A 17,507-nucleotide genomic window follows, 5' to 3' on the forward strand; every position below is an offset into this window, starting at 1 on the left:
AGAATCAAACTTCATCGACATTTTCTAAAAACAAAGTATAAATGTTACTGTTCGTGTAATGGACAGCAACCATGAATTTTTAAACAGGAGGAAAATTATCATGGGAAAAATCATTGGTATTGATTTAGGTACAACAAACAGCTGTGTAGCTGTTATGGAAGGTGGACAGCCAACCGTTATCGCAAATACAGAAGGATCCAGAACAACACCATCTGTTGTAGCATTCACAAAGACAGGTGAGCGTCTGGTAGGTGAGCCTGCAAAACGCCAGGCAGTAACAAACGCAGAGAAAACAATCTCTTCCATCAAGAGAGAGATGGGTACAGATTACCGTGTAACAATTGATGATAAGAAATATTCCCCACAGGAAATTTCCGCTATGATTCTTCAGAAACTGAAAAAAGATGCTGAAGGATACCTTGGAGAGTCTGTTACAGAAGCAGTTATCACTGTTCCGGCATATTTCAATGATGCTCAGCGTCAGGCAACCAAGGATGCTGGTAAGATTGCAGGCCTTGATGTAAAACGTATTATCAACGAGCCTACAGCAGCAGCTCTTGCATATGGTCTTGACAATGAGAAAGAGCAGAAGATCATGGTTTATGATCTTGGTGGTGGTACATTCGATGTTTCCATTATTGAGATTGGTGATGGAGTTATCGAAGTTCTGGCAACAGCTGGTAACAACCGTCTTGGTGGTGATGACTTTGACCAGAGAATTACAGACTATATGCTTTCTGAGTTCAAGAGAACAGAGGGCGTTGACTTAAGCAACGATAAGATGGCTCTTCAGAGACTGAAAGAAGCTGCTGAGAAAGCTAAGAAAGAGCTTTCTTCCGCAACAACAACCAATATCAACCTGCCATTCATCACAGCAACAGCTGAAGGACCGAAGCATTTTGATATGAACCTTACAAGAGCTAAATTTGACGAACTTACACACGATCTTGTTGAGAAAACAGCAGAGCCGGTTCGCCGTGCACTTTCTGATGCAGGACTTACTGCTTCTGATCTTGGACAGGTGCTTCTGGTTGGTGGTTCTACACGTATCCCGGCTGTACAGGATAAAGTAAGACAGTTGACTGGCAAAGAGCCAAGCAAGGCCCTGAACCCGGATGAGTGTGTTGCACTTGGTGCTTCTATCCAGGGTGGTAAGCTTTCCGGTGAGGCTGGTGCAGGTGACATCCTTCTTCTTGATGTTACTCCACTTTCCCTGTCCATCGAGACAATGGGTGGTATTGCAACACGTCTGATCGAGAGAAATACAACAATCCCGACCAAGAAGAGCCAGATTTTCTCCACAGCAGCTGATAATCAGACCGCTGTAGATATCAATGTATTACAGGGTGAGCGTCAGTTCGCGAAAGACAACAAGTCCCTTGGACAGTTCCGTCTGGATGGAATCCCGCCAGCACGTCGTGGTGTTCCGCAGATCGAGGTTACATTCGATATTGATGCCAACGGTATCGTAAATGTATCTGCTAAGGATCTTGGAACAGGTAAAGAGCAGCACATTACAATCACAGCTGGTTCTAACATGTCCGAGTCTGATATTGACAAGGCTGTTAAAGAAGCTGCTGAGTTCGAAGCTCAGGATAAGAAACGTAAAGAGGCAATTGATACAAAGAACAATGCAGACTCCATGGTATTCCAGGTTGAGAATGCACTGAAAGAAGCAGGCGATAAACTGGATGCAAATGACAAAGCTTCCGTAGAGGCTGACTTAAATGCATTAAAAGATATCCTTGCTAAATATGCAAATACAGATGAGATCGGAGATGCTCAGGTCGCTGAGATCAAAGCTGCTCAGGAGAAGATGATGGAAAGTGCTCAGAAGCTTTTCGCAAAAATGTATGAAGCACAGAACCCACAGGGTGGTGCTGGTCAGGCAGGCCCTGGACCGGACATGGGAGGAGCTTCCCAGGGCGGTAACGAGGCTGGTTACGGCGATGATGTTGTAGATGCTGACTACAAAGAGGTTTAATTGAATAATAAGTTCCAATATTTCGGAACATGAAACTACAGCCCGGTCATGATTCATGACCGGGCAGTGGTGGTGAAAGACATATTACAGGAAATGCGCCGCTGGCGTCTTCCATAAGATAACCAAATACAAAAAGTTAGGAAAAGAAAGAAATCATGGCTGATAAAAGAGATTACTATGAAGTCTTAGGCGTTGATAAGAGCGCCGATGACGCTACATTAAAAAAAGCATATCGTCAGCTTGCCAAGAAGTATCATCCCGACGTAAATCCGGGAGATAAGGAAGCTGAAGCGAAATTCAAAGAGGCAACAGAGGCTTACAGCGTCTTAAGTGACCCGGACAAGAGAAGACAGTATGATCAGTTTGGTCATGCCGCTTTTGAAAACGGCGGCGGTGGCGGAGCAGGCGGTTTCGGCGGCTTTGATTTCTCCGGCGCAGACATGGGGGATATCTTCGGAGATATTTTCGGAGATCTGTTTGGAGGCGGCGGAAGCCGCAGACGTGCCAATAATGGACCTATGAAGGGGGCAAACCTGCGTGCACGCGTGAACATCACCTTTGAGGATGCTGTATTTGGCTGTGAGAAAGAACTTGAGATTACTCTGAAAGAGGAATGTACTTCCTGTCACGGTTCTGGAGCTAAGGCTGGTACCTCACCGGTTACCTGTCCGAAATGTAATGGTGAAGGACAGATCGTTTACACCCAGCAGTCCATGTTTGGCATGGTTCGTAACGTTCAGGTGTGTCCGGATTGTCATGGGACAGGTAAGATCATCAAAGATAAATGCCCGGATTGCCGTGGTACCGGATACATTTCCAATCGCAAGAAAATTAAGGTATCTATTCCGGCTGGTATTGACAATGGTCAGAGTATCCGTATCCGTGATAAAGGTGAGCCTGGCACAAATGGAGGTCCGAGAGGCGATCTGCTGGTAGAAGTAAATGTAGCACGCCATCCGATTTTCCAGAGACAGGATATGAATATTTACTCTACTGCACCGATTACTTATGCACAGGCAGCGCTTGGCGGCGAAGTCAAACTGAATACAGTAGATGGAGAAGTTCTCTATGAAGTGAAACCAGGAACTCAGACAGATACCAGAATCCGTCTGAAGGGCAAAGGTGTTCCGTCCCTTCGAAACAAGAATGTTCGTGGTGATCACTACGTAACTCTGGTTGTTCAGGTACCAACCAACCTGAATGAGGACGCGAAAGAAGCTCTCCGCAAATTTGACGAGGCATGCGGCAATCGTCCTGCAGGCAGTGCCGGCGATAGCACAGAAAAGTCCGAAAAGAAGAAAAAAAGCTTCATGGACAAATTAAAAGAGACCTTTGAAGAGTAAAAAATCAGTTTTTCCATAAAAGAATAAAGAAAAGGGGAGATATCCTCTTTTCTTTTTTTGTTACTTATTGTATATTAAAGGGTAGCCGCAACGTTACTGTCCGTGCTGCTGGTCAGGAAATGAGCAGTAACATCGCAAGAGTCCGGAAAGGAGTTTTGCCTTGAAAACAAAGAAAAGAGATTTGTTAAACCGATATATTCCCCTGTGGTCTATTGTACCTCTTGTGACCATCATGGCAGTGAATTGTCTGATTTACTGGGGAAGCAGTGCGCTTACAGCTGGCAGGTATCACTTTGATTTTACGATGGCATTTGACAGGGAAGTTCCTTTACTGCCTGTATTTGTGTGGTTTTATATTCTGGCATTTCCATTCTGGGCGGTGGGGTATTTGCTGGTGGCAAGGCGTGGTAAGGATATGTTTTACCGGTTTGTTGCCACAGATCTGACCATACATTTTATTTGCTTTATCTGCTTTATTTTAATACCGACCACCAATATAAGACCGGAGATCCCAGGAAATACCCTTTCGGAAAAGATTCTCGCTCTGGTATATTCCCTGGATGGCGGGAACAGTCCTTCTAATTTGTTTCCCTCTATCCACTGCTATGTGAGCTGGATGTGCTGGAAAGGTGTGGAAGGCTCAGAGAAGGTGCCGAAATGGTATCAGAGATTTTCTCTGGTATTTGCAATTCTGATCATTATCTCTACCCAGGTGCTGAAGCAGCATTACATTGTGGATGCAGCAGCGGCGTTGCTTCTGGTAGAGTTTTTCTGGAGATTTTATCAGAAAGGGCAGCGACATAAGTGGGTTGTGCATATTTTTGCACATAAAAAGAAGTAACATGGACATAAAAAACCAGTAATTGGTCAGGTGAATTGAAAAATCAGAATAAAGTAACAGATAACAACCGTTTCGAAAGATGTAAAAAAATACCATATTGTGATTATGAAGAAACAGCTTTCAATAAAAAGATTGGAGAAATAGTATGAAGTGGAATCGCTTTACCATCAAAACAAAAACAGAAGCAGAAGACGTTATCATCTCTGCCCTTGCAGACGTTGGAGTTGAGGGCGTAGAGATTCAGGACAAACAGCCTCTTACCGAGACAGATAAAGAGCAGATGTTTGTGGATATTATGCCGGAAGGTCCAGCGGATGATGGAATCGCCTATCTGAATTTTTATCTGGAAGAGGACACAGAAACTACGCCTGTTCTCGAGAGAGTACGTGCTGTCCTTGAAGAAGTACGCGGATACATGGATATCGGTGAAGGCACCATCACAGAATCCCAGACAGAGGACAAAGACTGGATCAATAACTGGAAGGAATATTTCCATCAGTTCTATGTAGATGACATTCTTATTGTTCCATCCTGGGAAGAAGTGAAGGAAGAAGATAAAGATAAGATGATCCTTCACATTGATCCAGGTACAGCTTTTGGAACTGGTATGCACGAGACAACCCAGCTGGTAATTCGTCAGCTGAAGAAATTTGTGACAAAAGACACCCAGATGCTGGATGTTGGAACCGGAAGCGGTATTCTTGGAATTGTAGCTTTGAAGCTGGGCGCTGCTCATGTTGTGGGAACTGACCTTGATCCCTGTGCAATTCCGGCAGTGGCAGACAATAAAGAGGCTAACGATATTAAGGATGAGACTTTTGACATGCTCATTGGAAACATCATTGATGATAAAGAAGTTCAGGACACGGTTGGATATGAGAAATATGACATTGTAACGGCTAATATCCTGGCAGATGTACTGGTGCCTCTCACACCGGTTATCGTAAATCAGATGAAAAAGGGTGCTTACTATATCACCTCTGGAATCCTGGATGTGAAAGAAGAAGTAGTGGTAAAGGCAGTGAAAGACGCCGGGCTTCAGCTGGTTGAGGTAACCCATCAGGGAGAATGGGTATCTGTCACAGCCAGAAAGGAATAATTATGCAGCGCTTTTTTGTGGAGCCTTATCAGGTCCTTGAGGAAGAACACAGGATTACCCTTACCGGCCCGGATCTGAACCATATGAAAAATGTTCTTCGCATGCGCATTGGTGAGGACGTTTGGATCAGCGATGGCAGTGAGAAGGAATATCACTGTACCATAGAAGAATTTCAGGAGGACAGCGCAGTTCTTCATATCCTTTATGCCCAGGAATCCCAGTATGAGCTCCCAAGCCGGATTTATTTGTTCCAGGGACTTCCTAAAGGGGATAAAATGGAACTGATCATTCAGAAGGCTGTGGAGCTTGGCGCTTACGCTGTTGTTCCAGTTGAAACAAGGAGATGTGTGGTGAAGCTGGACGCAAAGAAAGCGCAGAAGAAGGTTACCAGATGGCAGCAGATTTCCGAGAGCGCAGCTAAGCAGTCTAAGCGTATGCTAATCCCGGAAGTGAAAAATGTAATGAACTGGAAAGAAGCACTTGCCTTTGCAAAAGGACTGGATGTGGTTCTGATTCCTTATGAGCTTGCCCAAGGTATGAAAGAGACCCGGGAAATCCTGGCGGCAATTCAGCCTGGACAATCTGTGGGGATTTTTATTGGCCCGGAAGGCGGTTTTGAGGAGGAAGAAGTGAGAGATGCCATGGAAGCCGGAGGGAAACCGGTGACCCTGGGAAAAAGAATCCTGCGCACAGAGACAGCAGGTATGACCATGCTGTCTATTCTGATGTATACGCTTGAGTCTGTTTAAAAATATTTTAGCAATCTGCAAGACGTGCCAGAGCCTGTTTGAAAAATCATTTCAGCAATCTGCACGCCCCACTTTGCGGTATGCTTCACCTGAATTCGGCTGCCGCAGCTCGCTGCTGCGCCCTTATCCGGGTAAAGGCTTCCGCAAATTGTGATGCACATCTTGCAGAAAGCCTTTTTTTAACATGCTCTGGAAAAAAGAGGAAAAGTAAGAAATGGAAGCATATTTTGATAACTCTGCTACCACAAGATGTTATCCTGAGGTGGCAGAGATTGTAGTAAAAACAATGACAGAGGATTTTGGAAATCCTTCTGCCATGCATTTAAAAGGTGTGGAAGCGGAAAAGTATGTCCGTGAAGCTGCACAGATACTTGCCAAAATTCTCAAGGTAAATGAAAAAGAAATCATTTTCACCTCTGGCGGAACAGAGTCAAATAATCTGGCCTTGTTTGGCGGAGCGGATGCAAATAAAAGAAGCGGAAACCATATTATCACCACTTCAGTGGAGCATGCAGCTGTAGGACAGCCTGCAGAGCGCCTGGAACAGATGGGATATGAGGTGACGATAGTTCCTGTAGATCACAGGGGTGTGGTTCAGCTGGAGGCGTTAGAGAAAGCTTTGCGCCCGGATACGATTCTGGTATCTACTATGTATGTAAACAATGAGGTTGGTGCTGTGATGCCAGTGGAAGAGATTGCAAAACTGGTTCATGAGAAAAGCCCGAAGGCTCTGTATCATGTAGATGCGATCCAGGCATTTGGAAAATACCGTATTTATCCCAAAAAGGCAGGAATTGATATGCTCTCTGTGAGCAGCCATAAGATTCACGGGCCTAAAGGTGTAGGATTTTTATATATCAATGAGAAAGCCAGGATTCAGCCTCAGATCTTAGGCGGCGGCCAGCAGGCCGGTATGCGGTCCGGTACAGATAATGTACCTGGAATTGCAGGACTGGGTGTTGCTGCAAAGATGGTCTACACGGATTTTGATAAGAAAATTGAGCATATGTATCAGCTGAAGGAACGCCTTGCAGAAGGTTTTCTGAAACTTCCTGATGTTCGTCTCAACGGAATGGAGATAAGAGAAGGTGCACCTCAGATCTTAAGCGCCAGCTTTCTGGGCGTGAGAAGCGAAGTGCTGCTTCATACTCTGGAAGAAAAAGGCATTTATGTTTCAGCCGGAAGCGCCTGCTCCAGCCACAAAAGAAAAGCTGCCGGAACCTTAAGTGCAATGGGAATGGAAGCAGCCCAAAGAGAAAGTACGCTGAGATTCAGTTTTTCAGAGGAAAATACATTTGAAGAAGTGGATTATGCATTGGAAGTGATCGGGCAGGTACTGCCTATGCTTCGGAGATATTCCAGACACTGATGCAGTGAGGAAAAGAAGAATGAAATGCAGCGCCGGGGAAAGTCCGGCAGCCGCATAACATAAAGAAACAGGAGGAAATCAAATGATATTTCACGCATTTTTAATAAAATACGCAGAAATAGCTATCAAGGGTAAAAATCGATATCTGTTTGAAGATGCCCTTGTGAAGCAGATGAATATTGCTCTTTCTAAGATAGAGGGCGATTACCGCGTTGTGAAGGAGCAGGGCCGTGTTTATGTATTCTGTCCGGAGGAATACGATTTTGAGGAGGCTGTAGCTGCATTAAAAACAGTATTCGGTATTGTTTATATCTGTCCGGTAGTGATCTACGAGGACAAAGGATTTGAGCAGATGCGCTCTGACGTTGTGGAGTACATGAAGAATGTACATCCGGATTATCACGGCACCTTCAAGGTATATACAAGACGTGCAAAGAAGTCCTATCCGGTAAATTCCATGGAAGTAAGTGCAAGAATCGGTGAAAGCATTCTGGATGCTTTTCCGGAGGCAAAGGTGGATGTACATCAGCCTGAACTTACCGTTTCTGTTGAGATCCGTGAGAAAATTTATGTATATTCCAAGAGCATCAAGGGACCTGGCGGAATGCCGGTTGGAACCAATGGAAAGGCAATGCTGCTTCTTTCCGGCGGAATTGACAGCCCAGTGGCCGGATATATGATCGCAAAGCGAGGAGTTAAGATTGAAGCCGTTTATTTCCATGCTCCGCCGTATACCAGCGAGCGTGCGAAACAGAAGGTTGTGGACCTGGCGAAGCTGGTGGCAAAATACAGTGGACCGATCAGGCTTCATGTAGTAAATTTCACAGACATTCAGCTGTACATTTACGATCAGTGTCCACATGATGAGCTTACTATCATTATGCGCCGTTATATGATGAGAATTGCAGAGCATTTTGCAAAGAAGGATAACTGTCTTGGACTTATTACCGGTGAAAGCATTGGACAGGTTGCAAGCCAGACCCTGCAGAGTCTTGCAGCAACAAATGAAGTGTGTACATTACCGGTATATCGTCCGGTGATTGGGTTTGATAAACAGGAAATTGTAGAGCGTTCCTGGGAGATTGGAACTTATGACACTTCTGTTCTTCCATATGAAGATTGCTGTACTATTTTTGTCGCAAAGCATCCGGTTACAAAGCCGAATCTGAATGTGATCCGCAAGTCAGAGGAGAAACTGGCTGAGAAAATTGATGAACTGATGGAAGCGGCACTTAGCACTGCAGAAGTGATTGAAATCCAGTAAAAAAGTGGAAAAGTACTCAGAGACTGCATGAAGTCATCGAAAAAACAAAAAGAGGAACTGTGAACAGTTCCTCTGACAATCGAATATTTAATTATTCAACTGTATATTTGTCGATGATTTCCATAACGCTGTCAAGAGCAGCTCCGTCAGCATGGATATTGAGGTCGATCGGTTTGGATAAATCCAGGCTGAAGATACCCATGATAGATTTAGCGTCAATCACATATCTTCCGGATACCAGGTCGAAGTCGCAGTCAAATTTGCTGATCTCGTTTACAAATGCTTTCACTTTATCAATAGAGTTAAGTGAGATTTTTGCTGTTTTCATTGTGATATAACCTCCCTTGGATTGTTAGTAGTTTGCTTTACAGTACTCATATTACCTGTAGGCAGGATAAAAGTCAAGGTGAAAAAAGAGAAAAAATGGCAGCAGAATTAGTGAAAATGTATAAAAAATTTACAACATTACTGTGTACTGGTAATATTCCGCGGGATGCTTTTCGTGAATGAAATTTACAGAAGATCCGGGAAGTGCGGCACGAAATCACGTATTTGCATGAATTCTGTGCACCGCGGAGAAATTATCCTGCATGGTGTGGACAGTACTAGTTTTGGAGGAAAAAATGAAAAAAAAGGTTGCATTACACAATCTTGGATGTAAAGTAAACTCTTATGAGCTGGAAGCTATGCAGCAGCTTCTGGAACAGGCAGGGTATGAAATTGTACCTTTTGAACCAGGTGCTGATGTTTACGTAATAAATACCTGTACGGTAACAAATATTGCAGACCGTAAGTCCCGTCAGATGCTTCACAAGGCGAAAAAGATGAACCCGGATGCGGTGGTAGTAGCAACAGGATGTTATGTACAGACTGACGAGGGAAAACTGGAAACGGACGAAGCAGTAGATCTGGTACTTGGAAATAACCAGAAAAAAAATATTGTGGAAGTTCTGGCTGAATTTGAAAAAGAACACCAGCGTCAGGCTCATATTATTAAGATTAACCAGACAAAGGAATATGAAGAACTGGAAATCAGCCGTACAGCTGAGCATGTACGTGCTTATATTAAGGTGCAGGATGGCTGCAACCAGTTTTGCACCTATTGTATCATTCCCTACGCAAGAGGCCGCGTGCGAAGCAGGGAAAAAGAGAATATTTTAAATGAAGTGCACAAGCTGGCCAAAGCCGGCTACAAAGAAGTGGTGCTTACAGGAATTCATCTCAGTTCCTATGGAGTGGATTTTCCTGAGGACAAAAAAGAAACTTTGCTTTCTCTTATTCAGGCAGTAAATGAAGTGGAAGGAATTCAGAGAATCCGCCTTGGTTCCCTGGAACCGGGAATCGTCACAGAAGAATTTGCAAAAGAGCTGTCTTCTATGTCAAAAGTCTGCCCTCATTTTCATCTTTCTCTGCAGAGCGGATGCGATACGACTCTGGAGAGAATGAACAGACGATACAGAAGCGCGGAGTATAAAGCAAGATGTGAACTTCTTCGCAAATATTTCGGAAATCCAGCACTGACAACAGATGTGATCGTTGGTTTTCCAATGGAAACAGAAGAGGATTTTCAGGCTTCCTATGATTTTGTGAAAGATATTTATTTTTATGAAACCCATATTTTTAAATATTCCCGTCGCCATGGAACTAAGGCTGCGGCTATGTCCGGTCAGCTGACAGAGGCAGAAAAAGCTGTGAGAAGTGACAAAATGCTGGAGCTGCACCAGAAGCGTGCAGCAGAATATGAGACTTCTCTTCTTGGAAAGACTCTGGAGGTACTTCTGGAGGAGGAAGTGGAAATTGATGGAAAAGCATATTATCTGGGACATTCCAGAGAATATGTGAAAGTGGCGGTGCCGAAAACGGAGAAATACGGTGTAAATGATATTCTGGCGGTGAAAGTGGAAAAAACTTTGCAGCCACATATTCTGCAGGGAGAAGAAATACAGGTTCTGTAGGGCGTGACCAGTAACATAATTATTACTGTTCACTGGTAACGTTCCGCGAGGTGTTTTTTGTGAACAAAGTTCACAGAAAACCCGAGAATCTCAGCGCGAAATCATGCGAATGCATGATTTCTGTGCATCGCGAAGCGGGTTACTGGGCAGGTCGTGACCAGTAACCACACAATTGCGGAAATGACAGGCAATGCAAAATTAGGATTGTAATTTACACGTAATTATATTAAAATAAAAAAGAAATAATCGTAAGGACGTGAGAAAAATGGCAGAAAATAATCTGGGAAGTACACAATATTTCAGAACAAAACCAGATCAGGAGCTTGAAGTAAAAGAAATCCTGGACCTGGTTTACAACGCAATGGAAGAAAAAGGCTATAATCCTGTGAATCAGATCGTAGGTTATATTATGTCCGGTGATCCGACTTATATCACCAGCCATAAGGGTGCCAGAAGCATGATCATGAAGGTTGAGCGTGACGAACTTGTTGAGGAATTGCTGACCGAGTATATTAAGAACAGATCCTGGGAATACTGATTATGAGATTAATGGGATTAGACTACGGTTCCAAGACGGTGGGCGTTGCCGTCAGTGATCCACTGGGACTTACCGCACAAGGTGTGGAGACTGTCTGGCGCAAGCAGGAGAATAAGCTTCGCCAGACGATGGCACGGATTGAAGAACTGATTTCGGAGTATCAGGTAGAGCGTATTGTACTTGGATATCCGAAGAACATGAATAATACTGTAGGCGAGCGGGCGGTGAAATCTCTTGAGTTTAAAGAAAAGCTGGAGAAGAGGACTGGCCTGCCTGTTGTGATGTGGGATGAACGACTGACTACGGCAGAAGCGGAGCGTACTTTGATGGAGACCGGTGTCAGACGTGAGAACAGGAAGCAGTTTCTCGATCAGATGGCTGCGGTTTTGATCTTACAGGGATACTTAGACCGAATGAATATGAATAAGGACGAAAATAATGGAGAAAATTAAATTTCAATCTGAGGATGGGATTATAGAATTTTTTGTGGAAGAACAGACTACAGTTGCAGGAATCACTTATCTTCTGGTTTCCGATTCACAGGACGATGAGGCAAATGCCTATATTATGAAAGATGTTTCAGAAGAGGGAAGCGAAGAAGCCAGCTATGAGATGGTAGAAGATGATGAAGAACTGGTGGCAATTTCCAAAGTATTTGAACAGATGTTGGACGACGTAGATCTTGAAATGTAATAATTTGCTGGGCAGATCGTGAACAGTGATGCGAAATCATGCTTTGCATGTTATTTTGTGCATCGTGAAGCGTGTAACTGTGAAGTTACTGAACAGTTACCAGCCGAAACAAAATAAAGTCGCTTTATCCTGGTAGCGTGAGTTTGGAGGATAAAGTGCGCAAAATGGAGGATAGATTGATTGAAGACGGAAAATGAAATGAACAACAACGGGCAAAGGACTCCGGCAGCCGGAAACGGAACAAGAAAACCAAATTTCAGACATAAAAATTACAGATATAAGGCACAGCCGAAAAAGGAAGGAAAAGATGGTCAGAAACAAGGACAGGATAAGCAGACTAAGGGGAATTATAAACCTCAGTTCCGCGGTCAGGGCAAGCCTGCCTTAAAGAGACCACGTAAAACTAACAATGGCTCCAAGCTGAAGATCATTCCACTTGGTGGTCTGGAGCAGATTGGAATGAATATTACAGCTTTTGAGTATGAAGACAGTATAGTGGTAGTAGACTGCGGACTTGCTTTTCCAGAAGATGATATGCCGGGAATCGATCTTGTAATTCCGGATATTACCTACCTGAAAGAGAATATTTCCAAGGTGAAAGGATTTGTGATCACCCATGGTCATGAGGATCATATTGGTGCGCTTCCATATGTACTGAAGGAAGTAAATGCACCGATCTACTCCACCAAACTGACTCTTGCGCTGATCAGCAACAAGCTGAAAGAGCATAATCTGACTAAGACTACCAAGTTAAAAGAAGTAAAACACGGTCAGGTGATCAATCTTGGTGATTTTGCTATTGAATTTATTAAGACGAACCATAGTATCCAGGATGCATCTGCACTGGCTATTTATTCTCCTGTGGGAATCGTCGTACACACAGGTGACTTCAAGGTGGACTATACCCCTGTATTTGGAGATGCCATTGATCTGCAGAGATTTGCGGAAATCGGACGAAAAGGCGTTCTTGCCCTTATGTGTGATTCTACAAATGCGGAACGTCCGGGCTTTACCATGTCTGAGCGCACAGTTGGTCATGTTTTTGACAATCTTTTTAATGAATATAAGACTGCAAGAATCATTATCGCAACGTTTGCTTCCAATGTAGACCGTGTACAGCAGATCATCAATACCGCATACCGCTTTGGACGTAAAGTGGCAGTAGAAGGCCGCAGTATGGTAAATGTTATTACCACTGCCGCAGAACTTGGCTATCTGCGTGTTCCTGACCAGACTCTGATCGAGATCGACCAGGTAAAGAACTATCCGGATGAGCAGCTTGTTCTGATCACTACAGGAAGTCAGGGCGAGTCCATGGCTGCTCTTTCCCGTATGGCTGCTAATATCCACAAGAAGATTACCATTAAACCTAATGATGCAATTATTTTCAGCTCTCATCCGATTCCAGGTAATGAGAAGGCTGTATCCAAGGTTATCAACGAGCTTTCCATGAAAGGTGCAAAGGTTATTTTCCAGGATGCACATGTATCCGGACATGCCTGCCAGGAGGAGATTAAGCTGATCTACTCCCTTGTGAAGCCGAAATATGCAATTCCGGTACATGGTGAATATCGTCATCTGACTGCCCAGAAGCTTGTTGCAGAGGAACTTGGATATTCCAAGGACAATATTTTTATTCTGAAATCCGGAAATGTTCTGGAGATTGATGAGAATAGTGCGGCTGTTACTGGTTCCGTACACACAGGTGCAATTCTTGTAGACGGTCTTGGAGTCGGAGATGTTGGTAATATTGTACTTCGCGACAGACAGCATCTTTCCGAAGATGGTATTATGATTGTTGTCATGACATTAGAGAGACACAGCAATGTGGTACTGGCAGGACCGGATATTGTTTCCAGAGGTTTTGTGTATGTAAGAGAGTCAGAAGACCTTATGGATCATGCAAGAGAAGTGGTGGAGCTGGCTCTTGACGGATGTCTGGATAAAGGTATCACAGACTGGAGTAAGATTAAGGCAGCAGTGAAGGATGCACTCAGCGACTACGTATGGAAACGTACCAAGAGAAGTCCGATGATCCTTCCAATCATTATGGAGGCATAAGCTGAGGCGCGATGAACGAGATAAAAGACTGTATAGATGCACTTCTTGCAGCTGTACAGAACAGTGAAGAATATCAGGAATTTGAGAAATACAGAGATCTTCTGAAGGAGAACCCGGAGCTTATGGACCGTGTGAATGCATTCAGAGGAAACAATTTCAGACTACAGAATGAAGCAAACAGAGATGAGCTGTTCCGGGGAACGGAGCAGCTCAACAGAGAATCCAGGGAGCTGCGCAGAGATCCCCTTGTAAACGCATTTCTTGATGCGGAGCTTGCTCTTTGTAAACTTATGCAGAAGATATGCAGGACACTTACAGAGGGAATCGATCTGGACATTCCTGAGTTATAAGGAGGAAACATGGGTAATACAAGAGATCAGGTGGGAAAAGCAGGGCTTTTTGTAGCTGGTGGAATTTTCCGTACTGCTTTTTACGTCTGTGTTGCAGTGCTGATTTTCTGGATTGGAAAGTCGGCCTATCAGTTTGGCTACAATGTTTTTAACCAGCAGGCAGTCAGCCCGGGAGCAGGTCAGGAAGTGACAGTTGTGATTCCGGAAGGCTCATCCACGTATGATGTAGCCAAGATCCTGAAAAGCAAGGGACTGATCGACGACAGTCTGGTGTTCTTTGCACAGGAGAAACTTTCTACATATAAGGGACAGATGCAGGCTGGAACTTATCTGTTAAGTACAGCTTACACTCCTACACGTATTATGGGTATTCTTGCTGGTGATGAGGAGCAGACTGGTGTTACGCAGGATAGTGCCACAGCAGCTGATACAGCGGCCCAGACAGATACTCAGACTACAGATGCAGGAACTGATACAGCTGATACCCAGAGTGCAGATGGTACAGCAGATACTCAGGCAGCTGATGGAACTGCAGGGGAAGGAGAGTCCGGACAGTGATCGTAGAGGAGAGAATGCGCACTTACATCAATTCTCTTGATATGGGGAATACTCCTTTTCTGGAAGAACTGGAAAAAGAAGCACTTGCAGGAAGGGTTCCCATTATCCGCAAGGAAATGCAGAGCTTTCTGAAAATGTTTCTTGCAGCAACCCGGCCGATGAAAATACTGGAGGTCGGAACTGCAGTAGGTTTTTCCACTCTGCTGATGTGCGAATATGGACCTGAGAATCTGAAAATAACAACAATTGAGAATTATGAAAAAAGGATCCCTATTGCCAGAGAGAATTTCAGGAAGGCAGGACGGGAATCCCAGATAGAGTTCCTTACCGGGGATGCAGGAGAGATCCTGAAAGAACTTACTGGAACTTATGATCTTATTTTTATGGATGCTGCCAAGGGGCAGTATATGAACTGGCTGCCGGATGTGCTTCAATTAATGCATAAGGGCAGCGTTCTTGTTTCTGATAATGTTCTTCAAGAAGGGGACATTATCGAATCCCATTATCTTGTAGAGAGACGCAATCGTACCATTTATAAGCGTATGCGTCAGTATCTCTATGAACTGAAGCACAATCCGCTGCTGGAGACCTCCATCCTTCTGTTAGGAGACGGAGCCTCCATCAGTGTAAAGAAAGAGGAGTCATATGCGTAAACCAGAATTATTAGTTCCGGCAAGCAGTCTTGAGGTTCTGAAGATTGCCACGGTTTTCGGAGCAGACGCTGTTTATATCGGAGGAGAGGCTTTTGGGCTTCGTGCCAAGGCCCGCAATTTTTCAAAAGAAGAGATGGCGCAGGGAATTGCATTTGCCCATGAGCATGGTGTAAAAGTCTATGTGACAGTGAATATTCTTGCGCATAACTATGATCTGGCTGGTGTAAGAGAGTACTTGAAAGAGCTTAAGGAATTAAAACCGGACGCCTTGATCATCGCTGATCCTGGTATTTTTACCTATGCCAAGGAAATCTGTCCGGAGATTGAGCGTCATATCAGTACCCAGGCAAATAACACTAATTACGAAACCTATCGCTTCTGGTACAAGCTTGGAGCGAAGCGTGTGGTAACTGCCCGTGAGCTTTCTTTAGAAGAGATTCGCCAGATCCGTGCCAATATTCCAGATGATATGGAGATTGAGACTTTCATTCACGGAGCGATGTGTATTTCCTATTCCGGACGCTGTCTTCTCAGCAATTTCCTGGTAGGAAGAGATGCCAATCAGGGATCCTGCACACATCCGTGCCGTTGGAAATATTCCATTGTGGAAGAGTCGAGACCCGGGGAGTATATGCCGGTTTATGAGAATGAGCGTGGTACTTACATTTTCAATTCCAAGGATCTTTGCATGATCGAGCACATGGATGACATTCTCACAAGCGGAATCGACAGTTTGAAGATCGAGGGTCGTATGAAGACAGCTCTTTATGTAGCAACTGTCGCACGTACTTACCGCAAGGCTATTGATGATTATCTGGAAGATCCGGCCAAATATCAGGCAAACATGTCCTGGTATCAGGAGCAGATCGCAGGCTGCACTTACCGTAAATTTACAACTGGCTTCTTTTATGGCAAACCAAGCGAGGAAGCACAGATCTATGACAATAATACCTATGAGAAGGGGTATACGTATCTGGGATTTGCAGAAGCTGTAGATGAGAGAGGCTATGTGCAGATTACACAGAGAAACAAGTTTACAGTAGGAGAGATGATCGAGATCATGAAACCGGATGGAACCAATCTTCTGGTTCCTGTAAAAGCTATCTATGATGAGGAGGGCAATTCCGTAGAAAGCGCTCCCCATCCGCAGCAGAAGCTGTTTGTAGATCTTGGCGGTGAGGCAGAGGTTTATGATATCCTCCGCCGTAGTGAAGCATAAGTCTGAGAGTAATTCAGAAAAATAATCGTTACTGGTCACGGAATGAACAGTAACAAATAATCATAGAGGTAAAACTCGCAGAGCGTGTTTTACCCGTTTTCAGGAAAAAGCGTCCGCAATTTTTGCAGGGCGTTTTTTTCAATTCTGGATACATAGGAGCGGCTGATGTGAAGGTGCCTGGCGATTTCCCGCTGCGTCTGTTCCTTTTGCCCAAAGAGACCGAAACGGCAGCAGATCACCTCATATTCTTTGGAAGACAGTACAGACTTCATGGAATCCAGTACATGACGGATATCTTCTCTGGTGGAATACTCTTCCACAACGTCCACTGCCGGTCCTTCCATTACATCCAGAAGACTGATCTCATTGCCTTCTTTGTCTGTACCAATGGGTTCATACAGCGAGATTTCCCGGGAATGCTTCTTGCGGGAGCGGAATAACATAAGCAGTTCATTGTTGATACACTTTCCAGCATATGTGGACAGCCGGGCTGCTTTTGTGGAATCAAATGTGGAGATGGCTTTCATTAATCCAATGGTGCCAATGGAAATCAGATCGTCCAGTTCTACATCTGTTCCCTGATATTTTTTTACTACATGGGCAACAAGCCGCAGGTTACGTTCTATGAGAATATTTTTTGCTTCCATATCGCCCCTTTGGTACTGCTGAAGATAATACTGCTCCTCGGCCATTGTCAAAGGTTTCAAAAATGTCTTCAAATCGCTACCTCAAAGGGGATTTCTATATAGTCTATGAAAAATACAGGCTTTAAGTGCCTGGCTGCCTTTTTTTTACTGCGAAAAAATCGTGGCAGGATTCTTTTTATATTTT

General features: G+C 44.2%; 18 protein-coding genes and 1 pseudogene. 16 read left to right on the top strand and 3 right to left on the bottom strand.

Annotated elements, in window-relative coordinates; all coding sequences use genetic code 11:
- The first annotated feature begins 100 nt into the window (after positions 1–100).
- The 5 genes from dnaK to I4V84_RS06625 all read left to right on the top strand — a co-directional run bounded on the left by dnaK (position 101) and on the right by I4V84_RS06625 (position 6,016).
- Positions 101–1,984 (top strand): molecular chaperone DnaK, encoded by a 1,884-nt coding sequence (dnaK, locus tag I4V84_RS06605; RefSeq protein WP_148461282.1) that lies wholly within the window; start codon positions 101–103, stop codon positions 1,982–1,984.
- A 155-nt stretch (positions 1,985–2,139) separates the two neighbouring features.
- The gene (gene dnaJ, locus I4V84_RS06610) at positions 2,140–3,327 is read left to right on the top strand and encodes a molecular chaperone DnaJ (RefSeq protein ID WP_195409404.1); all 1,188 of its coding nucleotides are present in this window, start codon (positions 2,140–2,142) and stop codon (positions 3,325–3,327) included.
- Positions 3,328–3,487: 160 nt separating this feature from the next.
- Positions 3,488–4,168, top strand: coding sequence for a phosphatase PAP2 family protein (locus tag I4V84_RS06615; RefSeq protein ID WP_243284041.1), 681 nt, complete (start codon positions 3,488–3,490; stop codon positions 4,166–4,168).
- Positions 4,169–4,313: 145 nt separating this feature from the next.
- On the top strand, positions 4,314–5,267 hold the full coding sequence (prmA, locus tag I4V84_RS06620; protein WP_195991455.1) for a 50S ribosomal protein L11 methyltransferase: 954 nt from the start codon (positions 4,314–4,316) through the stop codon (positions 5,265–5,267).
- 2 nt (positions 5,268–5,269) lie between these two features.
- Complete coding sequence (locus tag I4V84_RS06625; protein ID WP_173716407.1) at positions 5,270–6,016, top strand: 16S rRNA (uracil(1498)-N(3))-methyltransferase; 747 nt, start codon at positions 5,270–5,272, stop codon at positions 6,014–6,016.
- Here I4V84_RS06625 and I4V84_RS20345 read toward each other — a convergent pair.
- Positions 6,013–6,183, bottom strand: a pseudogene (locus I4V84_RS20345) (DUF6783 domain-containing protein); the annotation flags it as partial. The gene I4V84_RS06625 and the pseudogene I4V84_RS20345 overlap by 4 nt on opposite strands.
- Before the next feature lie 47 nt (positions 6,184–6,230).
- On the opposite strand from I4V84_RS20345, the gene I4V84_RS06630 reads away from it, so the two are divergent.
- Entirely contained in the window at positions 6,231–7,385 is a 1,155-nt protein-coding gene (locus tag I4V84_RS06630; RefSeq protein ID WP_118578554.1) for a cysteine desulfurase family protein, read from the top strand.
- An 82-nt stretch (positions 7,386–7,467) separates the two neighbouring features.
- Positions 7,468–8,649, top strand: a complete 1,182-nt coding sequence (thiI, locus tag I4V84_RS06635; protein ID WP_118578552.1) for a tRNA uracil 4-sulfurtransferase ThiI — start codon at positions 7,468–7,470, stop codon at positions 8,647–8,649.
- A 91-nt stretch (positions 8,650–8,740) separates the two neighbouring features.
- On the opposite strand, the gene I4V84_RS06640 is transcribed toward thiI, so the two are convergent.
- On the bottom strand, positions 8,741–8,977 hold the full coding sequence (locus tag I4V84_RS06640; protein WP_021925019.1) for an HPr family phosphocarrier protein: 237 nt from the start codon (positions 8,975–8,977) through the stop codon (positions 8,741–8,743).
- Positions 8,978–9,272: 295 nt separating this feature from the next.
- Here I4V84_RS06640 and mtaB point away from each other — a divergent pair, with 295 nt between their 5' ends.
- From mtaB to I4V84_RS06685, 9 genes are all read left to right on the top strand, one after another.
- Positions 9,273–10,604, top strand: coding sequence for a tRNA (N(6)-L-threonylcarbamoyladenosine(37)-C(2))-methylthiotransferase MtaB (mtaB, locus tag I4V84_RS06645; protein WP_195991456.1), 1,332 nt, complete (start codon positions 9,273–9,275; stop codon positions 10,602–10,604).
- A gap of 265 nt (positions 10,605–10,869) precedes the next feature.
- Entirely contained in the window at positions 10,870–11,142 is a 273-nt protein-coding gene (locus I4V84_RS06650; RefSeq protein ID WP_021925017.1) for an IreB family regulatory phosphoprotein, read from the top strand.
- Between the two features lie 2 nt (positions 11,143–11,144).
- Positions 11,145–11,594 carry a Holliday junction resolvase RuvX gene (gene ruvX, locus I4V84_RS06655; RefSeq protein ID WP_118578548.1) on the top strand — a complete coding sequence of 150 codons (450 nt, stop codon included), beginning with the start codon at positions 11,145–11,147 and terminating at the stop codon, positions 11,592–11,594.
- The gene (locus I4V84_RS06660) at positions 11,581–11,835 is read left to right on the top strand and encodes a DUF1292 domain-containing protein (RefSeq protein WP_118578546.1); all 255 of its coding nucleotides are present in this window, start codon (positions 11,581–11,583) and stop codon (positions 11,833–11,835) included. Before ruvX ends, I4V84_RS06660 begins: the two co-directional genes overlap by 14 nt.
- A 198-nt stretch (positions 11,836–12,033) precedes the next feature.
- Positions 12,034–13,896, top strand: a complete 1,863-nt coding sequence (locus I4V84_RS06665) for a ribonuclease J (protein ID WP_226815527.1) — start codon at positions 12,034–12,036, stop codon at positions 13,894–13,896.
- 11 nt (positions 13,897–13,907) lie between these two features.
- Complete coding sequence (locus I4V84_RS06670) at positions 13,908–14,246, top strand: YlbF family regulator (protein WP_148461290.1); 339 nt, start codon at positions 13,908–13,910, stop codon at positions 14,244–14,246.
- Positions 14,247–14,255: 9 nt separating this feature from the next.
- Positions 14,256–14,804 (top strand): endolytic transglycosylase MltG, encoded by a 549-nt coding sequence (locus tag I4V84_RS06675; protein WP_118578542.1) that lies wholly within the window; start codon positions 14,256–14,258, stop codon positions 14,802–14,804.
- Positions 14,801–15,457, top strand: coding sequence for an O-methyltransferase (locus I4V84_RS06680; protein ID WP_195991457.1), 657 nt, complete (start codon positions 14,801–14,803; stop codon positions 15,455–15,457). The genes I4V84_RS06675 and I4V84_RS06680 overlap by 4 nt, the downstream gene beginning before the upstream one ends.
- On the top strand, positions 15,450–16,676 hold the full coding sequence (locus tag I4V84_RS06685; protein ID WP_118578538.1) for a U32 family peptidase: 1,227 nt from the start codon (positions 15,450–15,452) through the stop codon (positions 16,674–16,676). The genes I4V84_RS06680 and I4V84_RS06685 overlap by 8 nt, the downstream gene beginning before the upstream one ends.
- Positions 16,677–16,765: 89 nt before the next feature.
- Here I4V84_RS06685 and sigK read toward each other — a convergent pair whose 3' ends face one another.
- On the bottom strand, positions 16,766–17,395 hold the full coding sequence (gene sigK, locus I4V84_RS06690; RefSeq protein ID WP_118578536.1) for an RNA polymerase sporulation sigma factor SigK: 630 nt from the start codon (positions 17,393–17,395) through the stop codon (positions 16,766–16,768).
- Between the last annotated feature and the right edge of the window lie 112 nt (positions 17,396–17,507).

Origin of the sequence: Ruminococcus sp. 1001713B170207_170306_F1 (assembly GCF_015668065.1) — a bacterium.
Lineage (GTDB): Bacteria > Bacillota > Clostridia > Lachnospirales > Lachnospiraceae > Blautia_A > Blautia_A faecis.